General features: G+C 68.9%; 23 protein-coding genes. 18 read left to right on the forward strand and 5 right to left on the reverse strand.

Annotated elements, in window-relative coordinates; translation table 11 throughout:
* Positions 1-12: 12 nt before the first annotated feature.
* Positions 13-432: a F0F1 ATP synthase subunit epsilon gene (locus EJI01_RS15435; protein WP_126838031.1), complete on the forward strand. Its 420-nt coding sequence runs from the start codon at positions 13-15 to the stop codon at positions 430-432.
* 54 nt (positions 433-486) lie between these two features.
* Here the strand turns inward: EJI01_RS15435 and EJI01_RS15440 are convergent, their stop codons facing one another.
* Entirely contained in the window at positions 487-1,224 is a 738-nt protein-coding gene (locus tag EJI01_RS15440; protein WP_260602473.1) for an alpha/beta fold hydrolase, read from the reverse strand.
* Between the two features lie 278 nt (positions 1,225-1,502).
* Between EJI01_RS15440 and EJI01_RS15445 the strand changes: the two genes are divergently transcribed.
* The 8 genes from EJI01_RS15445 to EJI01_RS15480 all read left to right on the forward strand — a co-directional run bounded on the left by EJI01_RS15445 (position 1,503) and on the right by EJI01_RS15480 (position 10,952).
* Positions 1,503-2,672 (forward strand): ROK family protein, encoded by a 1,170-nt coding sequence (locus EJI01_RS15445; protein ID WP_126838210.1) that lies wholly within the window; start codon positions 1,503-1,505, stop codon positions 2,670-2,672.
* The gene (locus EJI01_RS15450; protein ID WP_126838033.1) at positions 2,669-4,186 is read left to right on the forward strand and encodes a sugar ABC transporter ATP-binding protein; all 1,518 of its coding nucleotides are present in this window, start codon (positions 2,669-2,671) and stop codon (positions 4,184-4,186) included. Before EJI01_RS15445 ends, EJI01_RS15450 begins: the two co-directional genes overlap by 4 nt.
* Positions 4,155-5,189, forward strand: coding sequence for an ABC transporter permease (locus EJI01_RS15455; RefSeq protein WP_126838034.1), 1,035 nt, complete (start codon positions 4,155-4,157; stop codon positions 5,187-5,189). The genes EJI01_RS15450 and EJI01_RS15455 overlap by 32 nt, the downstream gene beginning before the upstream one ends.
* A gap of 128 nt (positions 5,190-5,317) precedes the next feature.
* Positions 5,318-6,280, forward strand: coding sequence for a substrate-binding domain-containing protein (locus EJI01_RS15460; protein WP_126838035.1), 963 nt, complete (start codon positions 5,318-5,320; stop codon positions 6,278-6,280).
* A gap of 130 nt (positions 6,281-6,410) precedes the next feature.
* Positions 6,411-7,577: a Gfo/Idh/MocA family protein gene (locus tag EJI01_RS15465; RefSeq protein ID WP_126838036.1), complete on the forward strand. Its 1,167-nt coding sequence runs from the start codon at positions 6,411-6,413 to the stop codon at positions 7,575-7,577.
* Between the two features lie 169 nt (positions 7,578-7,746).
* A complete protein-coding gene (locus EJI01_RS15470; protein WP_221885677.1) occupies positions 7,747-8,346 on the forward strand; it encodes an LPXTG cell wall anchor domain-containing protein in 600 nt (199 codons plus the stop codon).
* Positions 8,343-8,774 carry a hypothetical protein gene (locus EJI01_RS15475; RefSeq protein WP_126838037.1) on the forward strand — a complete coding sequence of 144 codons (432 nt, stop codon included), beginning with the start codon at positions 8,343-8,345 and terminating at the stop codon, positions 8,772-8,774. The genes EJI01_RS15470 and EJI01_RS15475 overlap by 4 nt, the downstream gene beginning before the upstream one ends.
* 93 nt (positions 8,775-8,867) lie before the next feature.
* Complete coding sequence (locus EJI01_RS15480; RefSeq protein ID WP_126838038.1) at positions 8,868-10,952, forward strand: NAD(+) synthase; 2,085 nt, start codon at positions 8,868-8,870, stop codon at positions 10,950-10,952.
* A gap of 7 nt (positions 10,953-10,959) precedes the next feature.
* On the opposite strand, the gene EJI01_RS15485 is transcribed toward EJI01_RS15480, so the two are convergent.
* Positions 10,960-11,178: a DUF3606 domain-containing protein gene (locus EJI01_RS15485; protein ID WP_126838039.1), complete on the reverse strand. Its 219-nt coding sequence runs from the start codon at positions 11,176-11,178 to the stop codon at positions 10,960-10,962.
* 201 nt (positions 11,179-11,379) lie between these two features.
* Here EJI01_RS15485 and EJI01_RS15490 point away from each other — a divergent pair, with 201 nt between their 5' ends.
* The 6 genes from EJI01_RS15490 (at position 11,380) to EJI01_RS15515 (ending at position 18,511) form a co-directional block, all read left to right on the forward strand.
* Entirely contained in the window at positions 11,380-11,907 is a 528-nt protein-coding gene (locus EJI01_RS15490; RefSeq protein WP_126838040.1) for a DUF3617 domain-containing protein, read from the forward strand.
* 70 nt (positions 11,908-11,977) lie between these two features.
* Positions 11,978-13,042, forward strand: coding sequence for a ligase-associated DNA damage response exonuclease (locus EJI01_RS15495; protein WP_126838041.1), 1,065 nt, complete (start codon positions 11,978-11,980; stop codon positions 13,040-13,042).
* Positions 13,039-14,688 carry an ATP-dependent DNA ligase gene (locus EJI01_RS15500; protein ID WP_126838042.1) on the forward strand — a complete coding sequence of 550 codons (1,650 nt, stop codon included), beginning with the start codon at positions 13,039-13,041 and terminating at the stop codon, positions 14,686-14,688. Before EJI01_RS15495 ends, EJI01_RS15500 begins: the two co-directional genes overlap by 4 nt.
* Positions 14,685-17,198: a ligase-associated DNA damage response DEXH box helicase gene (locus tag EJI01_RS15505; protein WP_126838043.1), complete on the forward strand. Its 2,514-nt coding sequence runs from the start codon at positions 14,685-14,687 to the stop codon at positions 17,196-17,198. Before EJI01_RS15500 ends, EJI01_RS15505 begins: the two co-directional genes overlap by 4 nt.
* Positions 17,199-17,249: 51 nt before the next feature.
* Positions 17,250-17,936 (forward strand): ligase-associated DNA damage response endonuclease PdeM, encoded by a 687-nt coding sequence (pdeM, locus tag EJI01_RS15510; RefSeq protein WP_126838044.1) that lies wholly within the window; start codon positions 17,250-17,252, stop codon positions 17,934-17,936.
* Positions 17,933-18,511 carry a cyclic nucleotide-binding domain-containing protein gene (locus tag EJI01_RS15515; RefSeq protein WP_126838045.1) on the forward strand — a complete coding sequence of 193 codons (579 nt, stop codon included), beginning with the start codon at positions 17,933-17,935 and terminating at the stop codon, positions 18,509-18,511. The genes pdeM and EJI01_RS15515 overlap by 4 nt, the downstream gene beginning before the upstream one ends.
* Before the next feature lie 3 nt (positions 18,512-18,514).
* Here the strand turns inward: EJI01_RS15515 and EJI01_RS15520 are convergent, their stop codons facing one another.
* The 3 genes from EJI01_RS15520 to EJI01_RS15530 are packed head-to-tail and all read right to left on the reverse strand — an operon-like array spanning position 18,515 to position 20,585.
* The gene (locus EJI01_RS15520) at positions 18,515-19,042 is read right to left on the reverse strand and encodes a TPM domain-containing protein (RefSeq protein ID WP_126838046.1); all 528 of its coding nucleotides are present in this window, start codon (positions 19,040-19,042) and stop codon (positions 18,515-18,517) included.
* 2 nt (positions 19,043-19,044) lie between these two features.
* The gene (locus tag EJI01_RS15525) at positions 19,045-19,980 is read right to left on the reverse strand and encodes a TPM domain-containing protein (protein ID WP_126838047.1); all 936 of its coding nucleotides are present in this window, start codon (positions 19,978-19,980) and stop codon (positions 19,045-19,047) included.
* Positions 19,981-19,988: 8 nt separating this feature from the next.
* The gene (locus EJI01_RS15530; protein ID WP_126838048.1) at positions 19,989-20,585 is read right to left on the reverse strand and encodes a LemA family protein; all 597 of its coding nucleotides are present in this window, start codon (positions 20,583-20,585) and stop codon (positions 19,989-19,991) included.
* Positions 20,586-20,630: 45 nt separating this feature from the next.
* Between EJI01_RS15530 and EJI01_RS15535 the strand changes: the two genes are divergently transcribed.
* The 3 genes from EJI01_RS15535 (at position 20,631) to EJI01_RS15545 (ending at position 22,960) form a co-directional block, all read left to right on the forward strand.
* Positions 20,631-21,386 carry a hypothetical protein gene (locus EJI01_RS15535; RefSeq protein ID WP_126838049.1) on the forward strand — a complete coding sequence of 252 codons (756 nt, stop codon included), beginning with the start codon at positions 20,631-20,633 and terminating at the stop codon, positions 21,384-21,386.
* A gap of 61 nt (positions 21,387-21,447) precedes the next feature.
* Positions 21,448-21,900 carry a YybH family protein gene (locus tag EJI01_RS15540; RefSeq protein ID WP_126838050.1) on the forward strand — a complete coding sequence of 151 codons (453 nt, stop codon included), beginning with the start codon at positions 21,448-21,450 and terminating at the stop codon, positions 21,898-21,900.
* A gap of 1 nt (position 21,901) precedes the next feature.
* On the forward strand, positions 21,902-22,960 hold the full coding sequence (locus EJI01_RS15545; protein WP_126838051.1) for a YheT family hydrolase: 1,059 nt from the start codon (positions 21,902-21,904) through the stop codon (positions 22,958-22,960).
* Positions 22,961-22,978: the final 18 nt, after the last annotated feature.

Genomic DNA, 22,978 nt, shown 5'->3' on the forward strand with positions numbered 1-22,978 from the left:
ATAGGAATCCAGATGGCAAACACCATTCACGTCGACGTGGTCAGTGCCGAGGAGTCCATCTTCTCGGGCGAGGCCAAGTTCGTCGCGCTGCCCGGCGAAGCCGGCGAGCTCGGTATCTATCCGCGCCACACGCCGCTGATCACGCGCATCCGTCCGGGGGCGGTTCGTATCGAGACGGCCGACGGCGGCGAGGAATTCGTCTTCGTGGCCGGCGGCATCCTGGAAGTGCAGCCCAGTACCGTGACCGTGCTGTCCGACACCGCGATCCGCGGCAAGGACCTCGACGACGAGAAGGCCAGCAAGGCGAAGGCCGCGGCCGAGGAAGCGCTCAAGAACGCCAAGAGCGACATCGACATCGCGCTCGCCCAATCCGAACTGGCCGTGATGGCGGCCCAGATCGCGGCGCTGCGCAAGTACCGGCAGAAGAAGTAGCAGCACGTAGAGGCGCTTCGCGCCTCTCGCAGCGCAGCCCGGCGCGCCGGGCCTCTACTTGGATTGACGAACAGCGTCCAGGATCACCTGCGCCACCTTGGCGGGCTGCGACTGGTGCGGCACGTGGCTGGTGTTCAGCGCAGTGACGCGGGCACCGATCTTCTTGGCCATCTCACGCTGGAGATCCGGCTGGATCATGTGGTCTGCAGTGGCGACCACATACCACGAAGGCTTGGTCTTCCACGCCGCTGTCGAGACCTTCTGTTCGAAGGCCTTGCTGTGGATCGGTCCTTGCGTGGCGGTCATCACGGCGGTTCTCGAGGCCGGCAGGTCCTGCGCGAAATGCTTGCTCACCCCTTCCGGCGTCAGCCGCAGGAAGCCCCCTGAGTCCGCGCTGATGTGGGCGAAGCCGGGCGCCGGTGGGTGGTTCTTGCCGATCTCGCCTGCGATTTGCCCGGCGTCTGGTGCGAACGCCGCCACGTACACGAGCGAAGCAACCTTTTCGGCGGCGCCGGCCTCCGTGATGACGACGCCACCCCAGGAATGCCCGACCAGGACCACCTTGCCGGGCTGCGCATCGATGGCTCTTCGCACCGCGGCTACGTCATCCTCCAGCGAGGTGAGCGGGTTCTGGACCGAGACGACGTGCACCCCCTCGGCCTGTAGCAGCGGAATGACCTTGTCCCAGTCCGAACCGTCGGCAAAGGCGCCGTGCACCAGGACTACGTTGGCGTCGGAGGAGGCCGGGCCCGCTGCGCTGGCCGAGAAGGAAAGTCCAGCGAAAAGGGTCATCGCGGCCGCGGACCGCAGGCGTCGAGAAAGCTGCATGAAGGTTCTGCCTTGAAGTGAAAGGGCCGCGATTGTGGCGTCGGGTCACATGCGTGCGGCCGGCTCGCGTCATTTCGCGAGATTTTCATTTGGCCCAAAATTGACCGAAGTTCAATCTTGTTCGGCTGAAGCCAGGCGCCTAGTATTCGCCTTCGCCCGAACCGTGGGAGAGACACACGGGCGACGAAGAACACTGGAGACACAAGCGCGTGGCACGTTGGAACGGCCTCACTGCCGACGAGATGCGACTGCTGGAGACGACCTTCTGGTCGGCCGGCGGCTCGCGCCATGGCATGGCCGAAAAGCTGGGCTTCTCCAAAAGCAAGGCCAATGCGCTGATCGCCGGCCTGGTCGACCAGGGCTTGCTTGCCGAGGCTGGCCTGCAGCGCTCCTCGGGCGGCCGCCGGGCCGAAAACCTCCAACTCCATGCCGGGCTCGGCGTGCTGGTCGGCGTGGACATCGGCGCCACCAGCCTCGACGTCGCCGTGCTGCGGCCCGACCTGACGGTGCTGGCCCAGCATGCGGAGCCTGCCGACGTGCGCGAAGGCCCGGGCGTGGTGCTGGCCCGCGTGCGCGTGCTGATGCGCGAGCTGCTGGGCCGATGCGGCTTCGAGCCGAAGCAGGTGATCGGCATCGGCATCGGCGTGCCGGGGCCGGTCAACTTCGAGATCGGCCAGCTGGTGAACCCGCCGTTGATGCCGGCCTGGGACAGTTTCTCGATCCGCGACTACTTGCGCGAGGACTATGCGGCCCCGGTCTTCGTCGACAACGACGTCAACCTGATGGCGCTGGGTGAGCTCTGGCGCCTGAAGCGCTCGCTCTCCAACTTCCTCGTCATCAAAATCGGCACCGGCATCGGCTGCGGCATCGTGTGCCATGGCGAGGTGTACCGCGGCGCAGCCGGCTCGGCCGGCGACGTCGGCCACATCTGCGTCGACCAGGAAGGCCCGCGCTGCCACTGCGGCAATGTCGGCTGCGTGGAGGCCATGGCGGCCGGCCCGGCCATCACGCGCATGGCGGTGCAGGCTGCGGAAGCCGGCGAGAGCGCCGCGCTGGCCGAGCGGCTGCGCGCGCAGGGCCGCATCGACGCCGTCGACGTCGGCCAGGCCAGCCGCGCCGGCGATGCGGCGGCCAACGCGATCGTGCAGCACGCCGGCAACCTGATCGGCCAGATGCTGGCCTCGATCGTCAACTTCTTCAACCCGTCGCACGTGTTCATCGGTGGCGGCATCACGCGCATCGGGCCGCTGTTTCTCGCGGCGCTGCGGCAAAGCGTGTACCAGCGCTCGCTGGCACTCTCGACACGGCATCTCGAGATTCAGTACACGCCGCTCGGCACCCAGGCCGGGCTGATCGGCGCCGGCGTGCTGGCCATGCACGAGACGCTCAAGGTTCGCGGGGTCGCGCCATGACGCAGCAGCAGCCCAAGCGCAGCGTCGCCGTCGAATTCGAGCAGGTGGTGAAGGCCTTCGGCCCGGTGCAGGTGCTGCACGGGGTGAGCTTCGCCATCGAGCCGGGGCGCGTCTACGGCTTGCTCGGCGAGAACGGTGCGGGCAAGTCCACATTGATGAAGATCCTCGCCGGCTACGAATCGATCACCGGCGGCGTCGTGCGCGTGAACGGCGAGCCACAGCGCTTCGGCAGCTCGCGCGATGCGGAAGCGCTCGGCATCGTGCTGATCCACCAGGAGTTCAATCTCGCCGAGGATCTGAGCGTGGCGCAGAACATCTTCCTCGGCCACGAGAAAAGGAAGGGCTGGCTGCTCGACGACGCCGCAATGGAGCGTGAAGCCGCCGCCGCGCTCGCGCAGGTCGGCCTCCAGGTCGACCCGCGCACCAAGGTGCGCCGCTTGATCGTCGCCGAGAAGCAGCTGGTCGAGATCGCGAAGGCGGTCTCGCGCCATGCGCGTCTCCTGATCATGGACGAGCCGACCGCCACGCTCACGCCCGGCGAGACCGAGCGCCTGTTCAAGCTGATCGCGCAGCTGCGCGCCGACGGCGTCACCGTCGTCTACATCTCGCACAAGCTCGACGAGGTCGAGCGCATCACCGACGAAGTGGTCGTGATGCGCGACGGCCGCTTCGTCACGCGCGCGCCGACCGCCGAACTCACGCGCCACCAGATGGCCAACCTGATGGTCGGCCGCGAGCTCGCCGATCTCTATCCGCCGCGCGATGTCGTAGTCGCGGACGCGGCGCCTGCGATGCAGGTGCGCAACTTCTCCGTACCGGGCTGGGCCGAAGATGCGAGCTTCGAGGTGCGCCCCGGCGAGATTCTCGGCTTCGCCGGCCTGGTCGGCGCCGGCCGCACCGAGCTCTTCGAAGGACTGATGGGCCTACGACCCGCGAGCGGCAGCGTCGAGATCCAGGGCCGCGCGGTGCAGCTGCGCAACCCGCGCGACGCCGCCAAGCACGGCTTCACCTACCTCAGCGAAGACCGCAAGGGCAAGGGCCTGCATGTGCACCTCGGCCTGCGCCAGAACCTCACGCTGATGGCGCTCGAGCGCTATGCGACGCCGTGGCTGCATCCCGAAGCCGAACGCAGTGCGCTCGCCGCAGCCGTCAAGGACTACGGCATCCGCACCGGTGACCTCGACGCGCGCGCCTCGTCGCTCTCGGGCGGCAACCAGCAGAAGCTCGCGCTCGCCAAGGTGCTGCAGCCGCAGCCCAAGGTGGTGGTGCTCGACGAGCCCACGCGCGGCGTCGACGTCGGCGCCAAGCGCGACATCTATTTCCTGATCCAGAAGCTCGCCCGCGAAGGGCTGGCCGTGATCGTCGTCTCGTCGGAGCTGATGGAGCTGATCGGCCTATGCCACCGTGTCGCGGTGATGCGCGCCGGCCGGCTCGTCACGACGCTCCAGGCCGACCAACTGACAGAAGAGGAGCTCATCGCTCATGCCACCGGAACCGCAACAAGCCACGCCTGAGGCCGGCACGGCCGCAGGCGCCGCGCATCGCAGCGAAAGCAAGCCGCGCTGGACCGAGCGCCTGCACGGGCTCGGCCCGGTCATCGGCCTGGTGCTGCTGTGCATCGCCGGCACCTCGCTCAACAGCGACTTCGCCACTGTCGACAATGCGATGAATGTGCTCACGCGCACCGCCTTCATCGGCATCATCGCGGTGGGCATGTGCTTCGTGATCATCTCCGGCGGTATCGATCTGTCGGTGGGTTCGATGGCGGCTCTGATCGCGGGCTGCGTAATCATGTTCATCAACGCAATGGGCCCGATGTTCGGCTCGCCATTGCTGGCCGTGATGCTCGGAGCGCTGCTCGCGGTGGTGCTGGGCGCGGTCTTCGGCCTCGCGCACGGCCTGCTCATCACCAAGGGGCGCATCGAGCCCTTCATCGTGACGCTGGGCACGCTGGGCATCTTCCGCGCCTACCTGACCTACTTCGCCGACGGCGGCGCGCTCACGCTCGACAACGAGCTGTCGGACCTCTACGCGCCGGTCTACTACGCGAGCCTGCTGGGCATCCCGGTGCCTGTATGGGTGTTCCTGATCGTCGCGATCATCGGCGGCGTGATCCTGAACCGCACTGCCTACGGCCGCTACGTGCAGGCCATCGGCTCGAACGAGCAGGTCGCGCGTTATGCGGCGGTCGGCGTCGACGGCGTGAAGATCCTGACCTACATGCTGCTCGGTGTCTGCGTCGGCATTGCGACGCTGCTCTACGTGCCGCGCCTGGGCTCGGCGTCACCCACCACCGGCCTGTTGTGGGAGCTCGAAGCCATCGCCGCGGTCATCGTCGGCGGCACCGCGCTCAAGGGCGGCGCGGGCAGCATCACAGGCACGGTGATCGGCGCCATCCTGCTCTCGGTGATCAGCAACATCCTGAACCTCACCAGCATCATCAGCGTGTACCTCAACGCTGCGGTGCAGGGCATCGTGATCATCGTCGTCGCCTTTCTTCAGCGAGGCAGAAGATGAGCCCCCGGCTTTTCACTCGCTGCGCTCGTGTAACTCCACCCCCCGAGGCGGAGGCGCGGCCGCCTTGGGGCGGCCCGGCGGCGGCCGCTAGTCGCTCATTTCCTTTTTCAACCACGGAGACAACAAGCATGAATCTCATCACTCGACGCATCGCACTCACCGCCGTCGCAGCCGCGAGCTTCGCGGCCTTCCCGACGCTCGCTGCAGAGAAGGTCAATCTCGGCGTCTCGATCCCCGCCGCCACGCACAGCTTCATGGGCGGCATCAACTACTGGGCCAATCAGGCGAAGAAGGATCTCGAAAAGCAGCACAAGGATCTCAAGATCACGATCAAGACGGCGGCCAACGCGCCCGAGCAGGCCAACCAGCTGCAGGACCTGTCGACCGTGACCAAGATCAACGCGCTGGTGATCTTCCCCTTCGAATCGGCCGCGCTCACCAAGCCGGTGGCCCAGGTCAAGGCCAAGGGCACCTACGTCACCGTGGTCGACCGCGGCCTGACCGACACCAGCGCGCAGGACGCGTATGTGGCCGGCGACAACACCGCCTTCGGCAAGATCCCGGCCGAGTACATCGCGAAGAAGCTGAACGGCAAGGGCAACATCGTCGCGCTGCGCGGCATCGCCACCACGCTGGACAACGAGCGCATGGACGCCTTCAACAGCGTGCTCAAGAACTACCCCGACATCAAGCTGCTCGACGCCAAGTACGCCAACTGGAACCGCGACGATGCCTTCAAGGTCACGCAGGACTACCTGACGCGCTTCAAGAACATCGACGCCATCTGGGCTGCCGACGACGACATGGCGGTGGGCGTGCTCAAGGCCATCGAGCAAGCCAAGCGCGACGACATCAAGATCATCTTCGGCGGCGCCGGCGCCAAGGGCATGGTCAAGACCATCCTCGACGGCAAGGACAAGCGCATCGACGCCGACGTGAGCTACTCGCCCAAGTTCATCTACGACGCGATCAAGCTCACGGCCGAAGCGCGCCTGAAGGGCGAGAAGCTGCCGGCGACGACCATCATCCCGTCGGTGCTGATCACCAAGGAAAACGCCAAGGACTTCTACCACCCGAATTCGCCGTTCTAAGCTCTCCCCCAGGCTTCGCGCACTTCGTGTCGCTCTCGCCAACCCCCTTCCGGGGGCGACACCAGCGGCCCGGCAGAGCCGGTTCCGCGGTGTCCCCCGAAGGCGCTGGCCTGGACCCTTCCTAGCACTCATGATTCACGAGCCTCTTTCCCGCAAGCTGCGCTACGCCATGGTCGGCGGCGGGCGCGACGCCTTCATCGGCGCGGTGCACCGCAAGGCGATCGCGCTCGACGGCCAGGCCGAGCTGGTGGCCGCTGCGCTGTCGTCGAGCGCAGAGAAGGCCCGGGCTTCGGGCCGCGACCTGCTGCTGGCGGACGACCGCAATCACGGCGACTGGCGAAGCCTGCTCGACGACGAACTGAAGCGCCCGGCACACGAGCGCATCGACTTCGTGTCGATCGTCACGCCGAACCACGTGCACTTTCCGGTGGCGCAGGCCTTCGTAGAGGCCGGCTTCCACGTGGTGTGCGACAAGCCGCTGGTGCATACGCGCGAGCAGGCCGACGCACTCGTCGAGGCCGCGGCGCGCAAAGGGGTCGTGTTCGCGGTCACCTACAACTACACCGGCTACCCGATGGTGCGCGAGGCGCGCGAGCTGGTGCGCTCGGGCCGCCTCGGCGAGATCCGCAAGGTGGTGGTCGAATACAACCAGGGCTGGCTTTCGGCCCAGATCGAGAGCGAAGGCAACAAGCAGGCCGCCTGGCGCAGCGACCCGGCCATGAGCGGTGCGGCCGGCGCCATCGGCGACATCGGCTCGCACGCCGAGAACCTGGTCGCGACCGTGACCGGCCTCGAGATCGAAAGCTTGTGCGCCGACCTGAGCGCGCTGGTGCCCGGCCGTGCGCTCGATGACGACGGCAGCCTGCTGCTGCGCTTCCGGGGCGGCGCGCGCGGCGTGCTGATCGCGTCGCAGGTCAACACCGGCCTGGAGAACGACCTGCGCCTGCGCGTCTCCGGCACGCTGGGCACGCTGGTCTGGCGGCAGGAGCAGCCGAGCGAGCTGCTGCATCTGCCGCACGACGGACCGCGGCGCATCCTCACGCGCGGGTCGCCCTGGCTCGGCGAGTCGGCGAAGCGCGCGAGCCGGCTCCCGAGCGGCCATCCGGAGGGCTTCATCGAAGCCTTCGCCAATGTGTATGGCGGCGTCGTCGCCGACATCCGTGCGCGGCTCGCGGGCCTTGCGGCCGATCCGCTGGAAGCAGACTACCCGCGCGTCGAGGACGGCGCGCGCGGCGTTCGTTTCATCGAGCGCACGGTGGCCTCCGCGAAGAGCGAGGCGAAGTGGACGGCCTGGTGAGCCTGCATGCGGGCAGTTCGCATGCCGCGCTGTAGGTACCTTCCCACAGCTGAATGTCCGCTCTGCCGCTGACTTGGCGCGGCCGGCGGAACAGCATCCCCATGGAGACACCCGCGATGACCGCCGATCGCGGTGGGCCGCGAGTGTCCCGATGCGAAGGGAGATGCGTATGGATGCCACGAACACGCAGGCGTTGCTGGTCCTCGGGATCGTCGTGATCCTCGCCTTGGTCGCCCTGGCCGTTTACTTCTTCTATCGAAGGCGACAGTCGCACCGGCTCGCGGCTCGCTTCGGCTCGGAATACGGCCATGCGGTCGATGAACTCGGCAGCCGCAGCAAGGCCGAGGCCGAGCTCAGGCGGCGTGAAGCGCGCGTCGCAGGGCTGGACATCGTGGCGCTCGCGCCGGGCGAAGCCGTCAGGTTCACCGGGGAATGGAAGCGCTTGCAAGCCGAGTTCGTCGACAACCCTGCGGGGGTGGTCGGCCAGGCGGATCAACTGGTGCGCGAGCTGATGCAGCAGCGCGGCTATCCGATGGGCGACTTCGAGCATCGCGCCGCCGACATCTCGGTCGACCATCCCGACGTGGTGAGCAACTACCGCGCGGCGCAGGAGATCCGGGCGCGCAACCTGCACGGCGAAGTCGATACCGAGGAACTGCGCAAGGCGGTGGTGCACTACCGGGCGCTCTTCGACGAGCTGCTGGAAGTGCGGCCCGAGGTAGACCAGCGACAGAGCATGCCGGCGAGGCCGGTGGAGGCACGATCATGAATCGCGATGTGACGCAGGAAGACCGCGGCAGGCCCCAGGCCGCCGCGACTGTGGAAGAACGCAGCGTAGAGCAGCGCCTCGCGCCGGACGATCTGCGACAGCCGGTGGCCGAGCAGCGAGCGCCTGCCGAGAGAGCCGAGAGAACACAGGACGAATCGCTCGACCCGCTGTTCTCCGCCGAGGCGGCGCGCGACTTTCGCGCCAGCTGGGACGCCGTCCAGATCGGCTTCGTGGACGACCCGAAGCAGGCGGTGCGCCAGGCCGACGAGCTGGTCCGCCAGGTTCTGGAGAACCTGAAGCAGACCTTCTCGAACGAGCGCGGCGCGATCGACGGCAATACGGACGCGGCGGACCAGGCGTCGACGGAGCACCTGCGCATGGCCTTGCGGCGCTATCGCTCCTTTTTCCAGCGCCTGCTTTCTCTTTGAGACGCTAAGACGCGGCCGGTCCTTCGAGCGCCGGCCTGGGACCGGAATCCGGGTTGGCAGCGGGCGGCCGGCACAACCGCCACAATCCGGCCCATGACCGAACACGAGTTCCTCAATCCCTACACCCACGGATTCGCGCGCCTTGCCGTGGCGGTGCCGCGCAACCGCGTGGCCGATCCGGTGTTCAACGTGGCCGAGACGATCCGCATGTACCGCGAAACAGCGGCCGACGGCGCGGTGCTGGTGGCCTTCCCCGAGCTGGGGCTCTCGGCCTACACCTGCGACGACCTGTTCCACCAGGCGGCCCTGCTCGACGCCTGCGAGCGTGCGCTGCTGGAGGTCGCCGCAGCCTCGCGCGACATCGGCGCGGTTGCCGTTGTCGGCCTGCCGCTGCGCGTGGATCACCGCCTCTTCAACTGCGCCGCCGTGGTCGCAGGGGGCAGGGTGCTCGGCGTGCTGCCCAAGACCTACCTGCCGAACTACGGCGAGTTCTACGAGGGCCGGCAGTTCAACGGCGCCGACAGCGCGCTCGCGACCGAGGTCGAGCTCGGCGGCGAGCGCGTGCCCTTCGGCAGCGAGCTCTTGTTCCAGTCCCGGCAGATGCCGCTCTTCAAGCTCCACGTGGAGATCTGCGAGGACGTCTGGGTGCCGATTCCGCCCTCCAGCTACGCGGCGCTGGCCGGCGCGACGGTGCTGGTCAACCTGTCGGCCTCCAACATCACGATCGGCAAGGCGGACTACCGGCATCGGCTGGTGAGCCTGCAGTCGGCGCGCTGCCTCGCGGCCTACCTCTACTCGTCGGCCGGCATCGGCGAATCGACCACCGACCTGGCCTGGGACGGGCAGGCGCTGATCTGCGAGAGCGGCGACATGCTGGCCGAGAGCGAACGCTTCAGCAACAGCTCGCACTTCATCGCGGCGGACGTCGACCTCGAGCGCCTGTCGCGCGAGCGCATGCGGCAGAACAGCTTCGGCACCTCGGTCCAGAAGCACAAGGCCGCGCTCGCGAACTGGCGCACCGTCGAGTTCGACCTCGCGCCGCAGCCTCAAGTGCCGCGCGGCCTGCTGCGCACGGTGGAGCGCTTTCCCTACGTGCCCGCCGATCCGGCGCGGCGCGACGAGCGCTGCAGCGAGGTCTTCAACATCCAGGTGCAGTCTTTGGTGCAGCGGCTGGAAGCGAGCCGCATCGACAAGCTCGTGATCGGCGTCTCCGGCGGGCTCGATTCGACCCATGCCTTGCTGGTCTGCGCGCAGGCGATGGACCGGTTGGGCCTGCCGCGCGCCAACATCCTCGGCTTCACCATGCCCGGCTTCGCGACCAGCGGGCGCACCCTGGCGCAGGCGCACCGGCTGATGGCCAGCATCGGCTGCACCGCGCGCGAGATCGACATCCGCCCGAGCTGCCGCCAGATGCTGGAAGACCTGGGCCATCCCTTCGGCGAGGGTGTGCCGCAGTACGACATCACCTTCGAGAACGTGCAGGCCGGCGAGCGCACCAGCCACCTGTTCCGGCTCGCCAACCACCACAACGGCATCGTGGTCGGCACCGGCGACCTGAGCGAGCTCGCGCTGGGCTGGTGCACCTACGGCGTCGGCGACCACATGTCGCACTACAACGTGAACGCGAGCGTGCCCAAGACGCTGATCAAGCATCTGGTGCGCTGGGTCGCGGCGACGGAGGTGCTGGGGGCCGACGGCAGCGCGGTGCTGCGCGACATCCTCGAGACGGAGGTCAGCCCCGAGCTGATTCCCGACGATGCGAAGAAGGATGCCGGCACGGAGGCGTCGAAGCAGCCGGGCCAGCGGACCGAGGACGTGATCGGCCCCTACGAGCTGCAGGACTTCCACCTCTACTACACGCTGCGCTACGGCTTCAGGCCGACCAAGGTGGCCTTTCTCGCGCACGCAGCCTGGGGCGACCGCACGCGTGGCCGCTGGCCGGAGGACGAACTGCAGCCCGCCCGCAACGAGTACGCGCTGGCCGACATCAAGCGCCACCTCGGTACCTTCCTCTACCGCTTCTTCAAGATCAGCCAGTTCAAGCGCTCGTGCGTGCCGAACGCGCCCAAGGTCGGCTCGGGCGGCTCGCTGTCACCGCGCGGCGACTGGCGCGCGCCCAGCGATTCGGAAGCGGAGGTCTGGTTGGAGGACTTGAAGCGGGTTCCGGAGTCGGATTGAGCGCGGATCAGTGTGACGCGCTGGAATGCCGTCCGGCACCGGCATGGCGGCTGCCGCGCAGGTGCCACTCGATGTCCGATGCGCGGCTGCCCACCGCGCGAACGGCTTCGCGCAGCCGGTCGTGCGTGACATCCAGTTTCCTGGACCATTTGTCGAGTTCGCGGGCGGTGCTGATGTCGATGCGGTCGGACTGAATGCCGCCGCTTGTGCTGGCTGCTTTCTTCATTGCGTTGGCTCCTGTCAGTCGTCGCACCCTAGGAGATGCGCCATCTCCCGCATGTAGGAAATCAGGCCACGGCCTTGCCCGCCGCGTCAAGCGAGCGGAAGGCCGGGGGCCGGCCAGCCGATCGCTCTATTCCGCCGATCCGGCGGCCGGGTTAGAAAGCGGCTGGCTTTTATTTCCAATCCGTCTTTGCTGGAGTACACGATGAAGATTCACACCCCCTGCCTCGGGATCGCCGCCATGGCCTGCCTTCTGTTCGCCGGCACGGCGAGCGCGATCGACTATCCGCCGCGCAAGCCGGGCCTGTGGGAGATGACGATCCAGTCGGACGACGGTGCCTCCAAGGCGCCACCGATGCAGACCCAGCAATGCATCGACGCCGCTACCGACAAAGCCATGCGCGAGATGGGCGGCAGCACCGGCCAGCAAGCCTGCTCGAAGCAGGACATGCGCACCGAGGGCGGCAAGATGGTGGTCGACTCGGTGTGCAAGATCGGCACCACCACCGCCACCACGCACGCCGTGGTCTCGGGCGACTTCGGCACCGGCTACCGCATGGAAAGCCGCTCCAGCTACAACCCGCCGCTGGCGGGCCGCAAGGAGGCCACGGCCATCATCGAGGCCAAGTGGGTCGGGCCGTGCAAGGCCGGCCAGAAGCCGGGCGACATGGTGATGCCGAACGGCATGAAGATGAATGTGCTGGACATGATGGGCGCTCAAAAGAAGAAGTAGGCTGCCGCCGACAGCGCTTCGCGTCGGCGCGTCCGCGTGACCGGCGGGGCATCGGCCTACGATGTCCGCCATGCCCGACGACCTGGTCATCGCGCGCCCCGAGGGCCTCTACTGCCCGCCGGGCGACTTCTACATCGATCCGTGGAGGCCGGTCGATCGCGCCGTCATCACGCACGCGCATTCGGACCATGCGCGCTTCGGCCACGCGCACTACCTCGCGCATCGCGACAGCGCCGGAACGCTCGCCGCACGCCTGGGGGAGATCCATCTGCAGACGCTGGACTATGGCGAGGCCCTCGTCCACCACGGCGTGAAGCTCTCGCTGCATCCGGCCGGCCACGTGCTCGGATCGGCGCAGGTGCGGCTCGAACACGGCGGCCGCGTCTGGGTCGCCTCGGGCGACTACAAGACCGAACCCGACGGCACCTGCACGCCCTTCGAGCCCGTGCCCTGCGACACCTTCATCACCGAATCGACTTTCGGCCTGCCGATCTACCGCTGGCCGTCGCAAGCCGAGCTGTTCGCCGAGATCAATGGCTGGTGGCGTTCGAACGCGGCGCAGGGCCGGGCCTCGGTGCTGCTGTGCTATGCCTTCGGCAAGGCGCAGCGCATCCTGCACGGCGTCGATGCCGGCATCGGGCCGATCGTGGTGCACGGTGCGGTCGAGCCCTTGAATGCGGTCTACCGCGCGGCCGGCGTGCCCCTGCCGCCGACCCTGCGCGTGACCGATGCCGGCGTCGATGCCGCGCTGCTCCAGCGCGCATTGGTGCTCGCGCCGCCCTCGGCCCACGGCACGCCGTGGATGCGGCGCTTCGGCAACTACTCGGACGCCTTCGCCAGCGGCTGGATGCAGCTGCGCGGCACGCGAAGGCGGCGCGGCGTCGATCGCGGCTTCGTGATGTCCGACCATGCCGACTGGCCGGGTCTGCAGCAAGCCATCGCGGGCACCGGAGCCGAGCGCGTGTTCGTGACGCACGGCAGCGTGGCGGTGATGGTGCGCTGGTTGAGCGAGAGCGGGCTCGCTGCGCAGGGGTTCAAGACCGAATACGGGGATGAGGACATGGAGGCTCCGACGGCCGCGAGCCCCCATCCCGGCCTTCCCCCGGAAGGGGAAGGAGCAACAGCCCTCCCATGAAGCAGTTCGCCGCGCTCTACCGCGAGCTCGATGCGAGCACCTCGAGCCTGGCCAAGCAGGCGGCGCTGCAGCGCTATCTGCAAAGCGCCGCGCCGGCCGATGCGGCCTGGGCCGTGTACTTCCTGGCCGGCGGCAAGCCGCGGCAACTGGTGCCGACCAAGCTGCTGCGGCTGCTCGCGCAGGAAGCCGCAGGCCTGCCGGAATGGCTGTTCGTCGAAAGCTACGAGGCGGTCGGCGATCTGGCGGAAACCATTTCCCTGCTGCTGCCGGCGCCGACCGAGGCGCACGACCTGGGGCTCGCGGTGTGGGTCGAAAAACACCTGCTGCCCTTGCGCGGCATGGCACCCGAGCAGCTTTCCGACGCGCTGCGCGCGCACTGGCGCCGCCTCGCGCCCGAGGAGCGGCTGGTCTATTTCAAGCTCATCACCGGCGGCTTCCGCGTCGGCGTCTCGCGCCTGCAGGTCACGCAGGCGCTGTCGGCGGTCGGTGCGCTCGACCCCAAGCGCGTCGCGCAGCGCCTGATGGGCTACACGCACATCGCGGGCCAGCCCACCGCGGCCGACTATGCCGCGTTGATCGCGCCCGAGAGCGGAGGCGAGCTCGACCAGCAGGCGAGCGGACAGCCCTATCCCTTCTTTCTCGCGCATCCCTTCAACCTGCCGCTCGAACAGTTCGATGTGGCGCTGGGGCCGCCTTCGCAGTGGATCATCGAGTGGAAGTGGGACGGCATCCGCGCCCAGCTGGTCAAGCGTGCCGGCCGGGTCTGGCTGTGGTCGCGCGGCGAAGAGCTGGTGACCGAGCGTTTCCCCGAACTCGCGCAGATGGGCGAGACGCTGCCCGACGGCACGGTGCTCGACGGCGAGATCGTGGTCTGGCGCGAGGATCGGGTCCAGCCCTTTGCCGAGCTGCAAAAGCGCATCGGCCGCAAGACGCTCAGCCCGAAGCTGCTGCGCGAGATCCCCGCGGTGCTCCTGGCCTACGACCTGCTCGAGTGGGAAGGGCGCGATGTGCGCGCGCTGCCGCAGGCCGAGCGCCGCGTGCTGCTCGACGACCTGCTGACCGATGCGCAGCATCCTTCGCTGGTCGCGAGCCCGATGCTGCACGGCGAGCGCTGGCAGGACTTCGCGCGCCAGCGCGAGGCCGCTCGTTCGATGGGCGTCGAAGGGATGATGCTCAAGCAGCGCGAGGCGCACTACGGCGTCGGCCGCACCAAGGACGTGGGCCTGTGGTGGAAGTGGAAGATCGATCCGCTCTCCGTCGACGCCGTGCTGGTCTATGCGCAGCGCGGCCACGGCCGCCGCGCCAGTCTCTACAGCGACTACACCTTCGCCGTCTGGGACGGGCCGGCCGAAGCGCAGGAACGCAGGCTCGTGCCCTTCGCCAAGGCCTACTCGGGCCTGACCGACGCCGAGATGGCGCGCGTCGATGCGATCATCAGGAAGACCACCATCGAGAGCTTCGGGCCGGTGCGCAGCGTCGAGCCCACGCTGGTGTTCGAGCTCGGCTTCGAGGGTATCGCGAAGAGCACGCGCCACAAGAGCGGCATCGCGGTGCGCTTTCCGCGCATGCTGCGCTGGCGTGAGGACAAGCCGGTGGCGGAGGCCGATACCTTGCAGACGCTGGCGGCGCTGCTGCCCTCCTTATGAAACGCGACGCCGAGGCCTGGTTCGCTTCGCGCGGCTGGCAGCCCTTCGAGTTCCAGCGCGAGGTCTGGCAAGCCGTCGCCGAAGGGCAGTCCGGCCTGCTCCACGCGACCACTGGCGCCGGCAAGACCTACGCGGTGTGGCTGGGCGCGCTGCAGGCCTTCGCGGCCGAGCCCGCGTCGAAGCCGCCGCCGCTCACCGTGCTGTGGCTCACGCCGATGCGTGCGCTGGCGGCCGACACCTTGCGCGCGCTGCAGCAGCCGCTCGAGATGCTGCAGCCCGACTGGACAGCCGGCGCGCGCAGCGGCGACACCACGTCGGCCGAGCGCAGCGCACAGAACCAGCGGCTTCCGACGGTGCTCGTGACGACGCCCGAGAGCCTGTCGCTGCTGCTCTCGCGCGCCGATGCGCGGGAAGTGCTGGGCCGCCTGCGCATGGTGGTGGTGGACGAGTGGCATGAGCTGATGGGCAACAAGCGCGGCGTCCAGGTGCAGCTCGCGCTCGCCCGGCTGAAGCGCTGGAACGCGGGACTCGGCGTCTGGGGCATGTCGGCCACGCTGGGCAACCTGGAGCAGGCGATGCACACGCTGCTCGGCGGCGAAGAGGGCGTGCTGGTGCAGGGCGAAGTGTCGAAGGAACTGGTGATCGATTCGCTGCTCCCCGGCCGCGCCGAGCGTTTTCCCTGGGGTGGGCACCTGGGCCTCACGATGCTGCCGCAGGTGGTCGACGAGATCGCGGCCAGCCGCACCACGCTGGTCTTCACCAACACGCGTTCGCAGTCGGAGATCTGGTACCAGGCGATGCTCGAGGCCAGGCCCGAATGGGCCGGGCAGATCGCGCTGCACCATGGTTCGCTGGACCGCGCGGTGCGCGAATGGGTCGAACTCGGCCTGAAGAACGGCGAACTCAAGGCCGTGGTCTGCACCTCGAGCCTCGACCTGGGCGTGGACTTCCTGCCGGTCGAGCGCGTGCTGCAGATCGGCTCGCCCAAGGGCGTGGCGCGGCTGCTGCAGCGCGCCGGGCGCTCGGGCCACGCGCCGGGCCGGCCCTCGCGCATCACCCTCGTGCCCACGCACAGCATCGAGATGGTGGAGGGCGCGGCCGTGCGCGCCGCCATCGCCGAGGGCCGCATCGAAGCCCGCAGCTCGCCGGTGCAGCCCCTGGACGTGCTGGTGCAGCACCTGGTGACCGTCGCGCTCGGCGGCGGCTTCGTGCCCGACGATTTCTACGCGGAAGTGCGGGGCACCGCCGCGTACGCCGGCCTGTCGCGCGAGAGCTGGCAATGGTGCCTGGATTTCGTCTCGCAGGGCGGGCCCTCGCTCTCGGCCTACCCCGACTACCGGCGCGCCGTGCCCGATGCCGACGGCGTGTGGCGCGTGCCCGATGCGCGGCTGGCGCGACGCCACCGCATGAACATCGGCACCATCGTGAGCGATGCCAGCATGTCCGTGCAGTACCTGCGCGGCGCCAAGATCGGCAGCGTCGAGGAGAGCTTCGTCGCGCGCATGAAGCCGGGCGACTGCTTCCTCTTCGGCGGCAGGCTGCTGGAGCTCGTGCGCATCCACGACATGACGGCCTGGGTGCGGCGCGCCGCGAGCAAGAAGCCCGCCGTGCCGCGCTGGAACGGCGGGCGCATGCCCTTGTCGACCACGCTGGCCGATGCCGTGGTGCGGCAGCTGGCGCTGGCGGGCGAAGGCCGCTACGAATCGGCCGAGCTGCTGTGCGTGCGCCCGCTGCTCGAGATCCAGCAGAAATGGTCTGCGCTGCCGACGCCCGGGACGCTCCTGGCCGAAGTGCTGAAGACACGCGAGGGCTGGCATCTTTTTCTCTACCCTTTCGCGGGCCGTTCCGTGCACATGGGTCTTGCGAACCTGGTCGCCTGGCGCGTCGCGCAGCGCGAGCCCCGCACCTTCTCGATCGCGGTCAACGACTACGGCTTCGAACTGCTCAGCGCGGCCGAGGTCGACTGGACAGCGCTGCTGCCGCACGTGCTTGCGCCGGCCGCCGAGACGCAGCTGCTGCACGAGGTGCTCGGCTCGCTCAATGCGAGCGAGCTGGCGCGGCGCCGCTTTCGCGAGATCGCGCGCGTTTCGGGCCTGATCTTCCAGGGCTATCCGGGCGAGAAGCGCAGCAGCAAGCAACTGCAGGCCTCGTCCTCGCTCTTCTACGAGGTGTTCCGCAAATACGACCCGGCCAACCGCCTGCTGCTGCAGGCCGAGGAAGAACTGCTCGCGCAGGAGCTCGAGATCGGCCGCATGCGCGCCAGCCTCGCACGCATCGCGACGCAGCAGCTCGTGCTGCAGGCGCTTGCGCGGCCGACGCCCTTCGCCTTCCCGCTGATGGTGGAGCTGTTCCGCGAGAAGCTTTCGAACGAGAACGTGGCGGACCGGATCGCGCGCATGGTGGCGCAACTGGAGAGGGCGGCGGGTGGCGTGGTGGAGGCTGGAGATGTGGAGCGGGTCAGGGAAGGCCTGGCATTCGGCGCTCCGTCCTCCAGAAAGAAAATCGCCTAGGCCCGAAAAACCGCACGCCGGCCCTTTCTCGATCTCTGCCAAACTAGCTGCGTGCCAACCGAAGAAGCCACCGCCTGCCAGGTCCGATGGGCTGGCCAGTCACTTCACCTGCTCCCTGATCCCGCCATCTGGTGGCCAGCCGAGCGGGTGCTGTTCGTGGCCGATGTGCATCTGGGCAAGGCCGCGACCTACCGTGCGCTGGGCCAGCCCGTGCCCGGCGGCACCACGCAGGAGAACATCGCGCGCCTCGAGCGGCTGATCGAGGCCCGGCAGCCGGAGCAGCTGGTGTTCCTCGGCGACTTCCTGCATGCCGCGCAGGCGCGCACACCGGCGCTGCTGGCCGCGCTCGAAGCCTGGCGAACCCGCCAGCCGCGGCCGGCCTGCACGCTGGTGCGCGGCAACCACGACAGCCGTGCCGGCGATCCGCCGGATTCTCTTCGCATCGCCATCGTCGACGAGCCTCACCTCATCGGCCCTTTCGCCGCCTGCCACCATCCGCAGAGGCATCCGACCCACTTTGTGCTGGCAGGCCATCTCCATCCCACCTGCACGCTCTACGGTCGTGGCCGCGACAGCATGCGCATGCCCTGCTTCGTGCACGAGGGCGAGCAGGCCATCCTGCCGGCCTTCGGCGAATTCACTGGCGGCTGGCACGTGGAGCCCGCTCCGGAACGCCGCTTCTATGGCGTCGGCGGCGACGCGGTCTGGGCACTTCCCGCATCCGCAGGCGCGACATGAACGACCCCACGCCCCCGCGCCCCCGCACCGACCTGCGCGAGCACGCCGTCCATCTGCTGATGCGAGCCGCCCCGTTGGCGGGCATGAGCCTGGAGGAGGCGCGGACCGTGGTCGATGCCATGCGGCCGCTGCATCTGCTGGCCGATACCCTGCTGTTCGAGGAAGGCGATGCGGTCGACAACGACTACATGGTGCTGGTGCTCGAAGGCCAGCTGCGCGTGGTCAGCAGCAGCGGCGCACTCGGCGACGAGGTCGTGATCTCCGTCATCGACCCGGGCAGCCTGATCGGCGAGATGGGCGTGATCGATGGCGGACCGCGCTCCGCGAGCTGCACGGCGCTGACCGACGTCAAGCTCGGCGTGCTGTCGCGCGCCTCGCTGCTGGCGCTGATCGAAACGCATCCCGCCGCCGCGGCCCGCCTGATGCTGGGCGTTGCCAAGGGCCTCGCCGAGCGGCTGCGCGAGGGCAATCGGCGCTTGCGCACGCTGTCGCAGCTCACACGCGCGCTGCAGTCGGAGCTGGATGCGGCGCATGCCGTCAACCGCCGCCTGCTCGACGCCCAGGGGCGTTCCTGAGCCTCAGATCAGGACGACCGGCGCGTCGGGCAGCTCGTTGCGGTCGGCCTGACCCTCGGCCAGCGCAAAGTGCGCGACCAGGAGCGCCGACACCTCTTCCAGCGCGTGCGTGAGCCCGTCCTCGAAGCGGCCCGCGCGAAAAGCGGCTGCCATGCGCTGCGCCATCGCAGCCCATTCCTCGGCGCTCACGTGTGCATCGATGCCGCGGTCGGCCACGATCTCGATCGCGTGCTCGGCCATGAGCAGGTAGATCAGCACGCCGTTGTTGTCCGCCGTATCCCATACGCGCAGCTTGCCGAACATCATGATCGCGCGCTCGCGTGCCGCGGTGCCGCGCCAGATGTAGGACAGCGGCAGGCCGGCCTCGACGCAGATGCGCACCTCGCCGCTGTGCCGGCGCTCGCTGGCCGCCACCCGTCCCGCGAGGCGCTCGAGCGCTTCGGGCGGCAGCGCGCGGCGCACGTCGGCCGCGTCGATCCAGCGATGGCGCCAGAGGCGCGCGAGCTTCGAGAAGAAGGATGTGCCGGCCATGACTACCAGTCCCCCGAGGCGCCGCCGCCCCCGAAATCGCCGCCGCCGCCGGAGCTGAAGCCGCCGCCGCCCGACGAACCGCCGCTCCAGCCGCCGCCACCGCCGCCGGTGCCCCAACCACCGAAGCCGCCTCCGCCCAAGCCACCGCCGCGCCGGCCGGCACCGGCGCCGAAGGCCGTCGACAGCAGCGTGAAGAGCAGCGCACCCAACGCGGCCAGCACCGCGACCACCAGGCTCGAAGTCAGAACCATCACGAGCACGCCCGTCGCGCCGCCCAGCGCCAGCGGACCCAGCACCTTGCCGAGGATGGCGCGCGCGATCGGACTGCCGATCAGCACGCCGAAGACCACGAAGATGGCCAAGTCCTGCCAGTCGAAGCCGCTGCGGTCCCCCTCGCCGTTGCCGAAGTCGCCGCTCTTGTTGTCGACCTCGGGCAGCGCCTCGCCCTTGACGCGCGCGATCAGCTGGTCGGCCGCCGCGTCGAGCCCGCCCGCGAAGTCGTTGTCGCGAAAGCGCGGCTTCATCGCATGGTCGATGATGCGCGCCGCCGCGATGTCGGGCACCGCGCCTTCGAGCGTCTTCGCGACCTCGATGCGCATCTTGCGGTCGTTCTTGGCCACGATGACGAGGATGCCGTCGCCCACCTCCTTGCGGCCGATCTTCCAGGCATTGCCCACGCGGTTGGCGTAGCTCGCGATGTCCTCGGGCGCCGTGGTCGCGACCATCAGCATCACGATCTGCGAGCCCTTCTGCTGCTCGAAGGCCTGCAGCTTGGCTTCGAGCGCCTGGCGCTGCGCGGCATCGAGCGTGCCGGTCTGGTCGATCACCCGCGCGGTGAGCGCCGGCACCGGCAACAGGTCTTGCGCCTGTGCGCCGGCGAGCGCGACGGCCAGCAGGAAGAGGGCCGTCAGCGCGCGCCGGATGCGGGCGGCCGTCATCTAGAAAGCTACTTTTTCGGCACGCCGAAATCGACCGTCGGCGGCGTCGAGATCTGGGCTTCGTTCTGCACGCTGAAGGTGGGCTTCGGGTCGTAGCTGAACACCTTGGCCGTGATGTTGGTCGGGAAGCTGCGCGCGAGCACGTTGTATTCCTGGACCGTCTGGATATAGCGGTTGCGCGCCACGGTGATGCGGTTCTCGGTGCCTTCGAGAGTCACGCGCAGATCGCGGAAGGCCTGGTTGGCCTTCAGGTTGGGGTATTGCTCGGCCACCACCATCAGGCGCGACAGCGCGCTGGAGAGCTCGCCCTGCGCCTGCTGGAACTTGTTGAAGGCGTCGGGGTTGTTGAGCGTCTCGGGCGTGACCTGAATCGAGGTCGCCTTGGCGCGCGCCTCGATCACCTTGGTCAGCGTTTCCTGCTCGAAGTTGGCTTCGCCCTTGACCGTGGCGACGATGTTCGGCACCAGGTCCGCGCGGCGCTGGTACTGGTTGAGCACCTCGCTCCAGGCCGACTTGCTGGCCTCGTCGAGGCGCTGGAAGTCGTTGTAGCCGCAGCCTGCGAGCGACAGTGCCGCGAGGATGATCAAGAACCAGCGTTTCACCATGTCGAACTCTCCGGGGTGCGAAGTGGGTGAAGTTAGCATAGATGCATGTCGGCCGACCCTCTTCAAGCCCTGCAGGCCGCGAACCGCGCGCTGCCGTCCGCCGGCACGGGCGAGGGCACGCTGCTGATCGCCGGCGCGACCGGCGCGCTGGGCCAGGAGCTGGTGCGGCGCCTGGCCGGCCGGCATCGCTTCGACCACACGCGCGTGCTCGCACGCGAGCCGATCCGCGACGGCCTGCGCGGCGTCGAGACCCTGCTCGCGCCGGCCGCGGAGATCGCGCGGTGGCCGCTCGTCGCGGCCGATACGGCACTGGTCCTGTTCGAGCCGCCGCGTCTCTACTACGACCGCGAGCGTGCCCTGTGGACGCCCGAGCCGGCGCAGCTGCCCGCGCTCGCACGCTGGCTGCGGACCTGCGGCGCGCGCACGCTGGCCATCGTGCAGCCGCACGACCAGGGCCGGCTGCCGGAGGCGCTGAAGCGCGGCCTCGCCAGCCTCGACGAAGAGGCGGTGGTGGCGCTGGGCTTCGAGCGCGTGGTCATTGTCCGTTCGGCACGCAAGCCCGCCGCGGCCCGCTTCGCGAATCCGGCCGAGCGGCTGGCCGCATGGATGCTGTCGATCGCCCGCTTCATGGTGCCGACCAGCGAGCAGCCGGTGCGCGCGACCAAGGTGGCGGAACTGGTCGACGTCGCGCTGCGCATTGCGCCGCCGGGCGTGCACGTGGCCGCGCCCGAGCTGGTGTGGCAGGCCGCGCAGGGCGAGTTGCAGGCAGTGGCCGAGAACTGGCTGTACGCGACGCGCTGACGTCCGACGGCGCCGCAACCTGCGCCCGATGCAAAATCGGCACATTCCGGCTGCAGCCTTTATGTCCACCAAGACCAAACTCCGCGCCGTCGCTGTCGGCGGCACCGCCGACGAAGTCGAGGCGGCCTTCTACGAAGCGCTGCAGCGCGGCGATATCGATGCATTGATGGCCTGCTGGGCCGACGAGGACGAGGTGTTCTGCGTCCATCCCGGCGGCCCGCGGCTGGTGGGCGCCGAGGCGATCCGCGCCGCCTTCGAGCACATGTTCGCCAACGGCGCGATCCACGCCATGCCGGCGCGCGTGCGCCGGGTCGAGTCGCTCGCGAGCGCGGTGCACAACGTGCTGGAACGCATCGAGGTGCTCACCGCCGAAGGGCCGCGCCATGCCTTCGTGCTGGCAACCAACGTTTATCACAAGACCGCCCAGGGCTGGCGCATGGTGGCGCACCATGCAAGCCCGGGCAGCGTGCACGCGCCCGAGGAGGAGGACCCGGCCCCCCAGACGCTTCACTGACATGCAATACGTCGCACCACTCTGGCTGCCCGGCGGCAACCTGCAAACCATCTGGCCCGCGCTCTATGCACGGCGCGTGGGCGCACCCTTGCTTGCTTACCGGCGCGAGCGCTGGAACACGCCGGACGGCGACTTCATCGACGTGGACTTTCTGGATGCGGCCGGTTCCGGGCCGAAGCCGCTGCTTGTCCTGTTCCACGGCCTCGAGGGATCCTCGAAGAGCCACTACGCCGAGGCTTTCGCGGCCTTTGCGATGGTCCGCGGATGGGACTACGCGGTGCCGCATTTCCGCGGCTGCAGCGGCGAGCTCAACCTCGCCCCGCGCGCCTACCATTCCGGCGACTACGAGGAGATCGGCTGGATCCTCGGGCGCATGCGCGCGCAGCGTGGCGGGCCCGAGCGCAGCGCCGCGCCGCCCCAAGCAAGCGAGCACCCCCTCGGGGGGCAGCGAGGACACGAAGTGCCGAGCGTGGGGGCACCTATCCTTGCAGCCGGCGTGTCGCTGGGCGGCAATGCGCTCTTGCGCTGGACCGAAGAGGCGGGCGACGAGGCCGCGAAGCTGGTCAGCGCCGTGGCCTCGATCTCGGCGCCGCTCGACCTGGCCGCCGGCGGCGCGGCCATCGGCCGCGGCTTCAACCGGCTGGTCTACACGCGCATGTTCCTGTCGACCATGAAACCCAAGGCGCTGGCCAAGCTGGCCCAGCATCCGGGCCTGTTCGATCGCGACAAGCTCCTCGCGGCCCAGGATCTCTACGCCTTCGACAACGTGTTCACCGCGCCGCTGCACGGCTTTCGCGACACCGACGACTACTGGGCGCGCGGCTCGGCCAAGCCGCATCTGGATGCGATCCGCATTCCCGCGCTGGCGGTGAACGCCACCAACGACCCCTTCGTGCCTGCGGACAGCCTGCCGCGCCAGAGCCAGGTGGGCCGCCACGTCACGCTCTGGCAGCCGGCTCATGGCGGCCATGTGGGGTTTCCGCTGGGTGCGCCGCCCGGGCATGTGCGCGGCATGCCGGAGCGCGTCGGCGGCTGGCTGGCCCAGCATTTGAGCGCTTGAACTACAGCCGCGCGGCTC

This window comes from Variovorax sp. MHTC-1 (assembly GCF_003984645.1).
Classification (GTDB): Bacteria; Pseudomonadota; Gammaproteobacteria; order Burkholderiales; family Burkholderiaceae_C; genus Variovorax.

Excerpts from the sequence above, each read along its gene's own strand:
- EJI01_RS15495 (WP_126838041.1), top strand. The coding sequence starts at position 11,978 with ATGCCCGACGACCTGGTCATCGCGCGCCCCGAGGGCCTCTACTGCCCG.
- EJI01_RS15505 (WP_126838043.1), top strand. The coding sequence starts at position 14,685 with ATGAAACGCGACGCCGAGGCCTGGTTCGCTTCGCGCGGCTGGCAGCCC.
- EJI01_RS15480 (WP_126838038.1), top strand. The coding sequence starts at position 8,868 with ATGACCGAACACGAGTTCCTCAATCCCTACACCCACGGATTCGCGCGC.
- EJI01_RS15460 (WP_126838035.1), top strand. The coding sequence starts at position 5,318 with ATGAATCTCATCACTCGACGCATCGCACTCACCGCCGTCGCAGCCGCG.
- EJI01_RS15440 (WP_260602473.1), bottom strand. The coding sequence starts at position 1,224 with ATGACCCTTTTCGCTGGACTTTCCTTCTCGGCCAGCGCAGCGGGCCCG.
- EJI01_RS15520 (WP_126838046.1), bottom strand. The coding sequence starts at position 19,042 with ATGGCCGGCACATCCTTCTTCTCGAAGCTCGCGCGCCTCTGGCGCCAT.
- EJI01_RS15525 (WP_126838047.1), bottom strand. The coding sequence starts at position 19,980 with ATGACGGCCGCCCGCATCCGGCGCGCGCTGACGGCCCTCTTCCTGCTG.
- EJI01_RS15540 (WP_126838050.1), top strand. The coding sequence starts at position 21,448 with ATGTCCACCAAGACCAAACTCCGCGCCGTCGCTGTCGGCGGCACCGCC.
- EJI01_RS15515 (WP_126838045.1), top strand. The coding sequence starts at position 17,933 with ATGAACGACCCCACGCCCCCGCGCCCCCGCACCGACCTGCGCGAGCAC.
- EJI01_RS15470 (WP_221885677.1), top strand. The coding sequence starts at position 7,747 with ATGGATGCCACGAACACGCAGGCGTTGCTGGTCCTCGGGATCGTCGTG.
- EJI01_RS15535 (WP_126838049.1), top strand. The coding sequence starts at position 20,631 with ATGTCGGCCGACCCTCTTCAAGCCCTGCAGGCCGCGAACCGCGCGCTG.
- EJI01_RS15445 (WP_126838210.1), top strand. The coding sequence starts at position 1,503 with ATGCGACTGCTGGAGACGACCTTCTGGTCGGCCGGCGGCTCGCGCCAT.
- EJI01_RS15475 (WP_126838037.1), top strand. The coding sequence starts at position 8,343 with ATGAATCGCGATGTGACGCAGGAAGACCGCGGCAGGCCCCAGGCCGCC.
- EJI01_RS15545 (WP_126838051.1), top strand. The coding sequence starts at position 21,902 with ATGCAATACGTCGCACCACTCTGGCTGCCCGGCGGCAACCTGCAAACC.
- EJI01_RS15450 (WP_126838033.1), top strand. The coding sequence starts at position 2,669 with ATGACGCAGCAGCAGCCCAAGCGCAGCGTCGCCGTCGAATTCGAGCAG.
- EJI01_RS15485 (WP_126838039.1), bottom strand. The coding sequence starts at position 11,178 with ATGAAGAAAGCAGCCAGCACAAGCGGCGGCATTCAGTCCGACCGCATC.
- EJI01_RS15435 (WP_126838031.1), top strand. The coding sequence starts at position 13 with ATGGCAAACACCATTCACGTCGACGTGGTCAGTGCCGAGGAGTCCATC.
- EJI01_RS15455 (WP_126838034.1), top strand. The coding sequence starts at position 4,155 with ATGCCACCGGAACCGCAACAAGCCACGCCTGAGGCCGGCACGGCCGCA.
- EJI01_RS15465 (WP_126838036.1), top strand. The coding sequence starts at position 6,411 with ATGATTCACGAGCCTCTTTCCCGCAAGCTGCGCTACGCCATGGTCGGC.
- EJI01_RS15530 (WP_126838048.1), bottom strand. The coding sequence starts at position 20,585 with ATGGTGAAACGCTGGTTCTTGATCATCCTCGCGGCACTGTCGCTCGCA.
- EJI01_RS15490 (WP_126838040.1), top strand. The coding sequence starts at position 11,380 with ATGAAGATTCACACCCCCTGCCTCGGGATCGCCGCCATGGCCTGCCTT.
- EJI01_RS15500 (WP_126838042.1), top strand. The coding sequence starts at position 13,039 with ATGAAGCAGTTCGCCGCGCTCTACCGCGAGCTCGATGCGAGCACCTCG.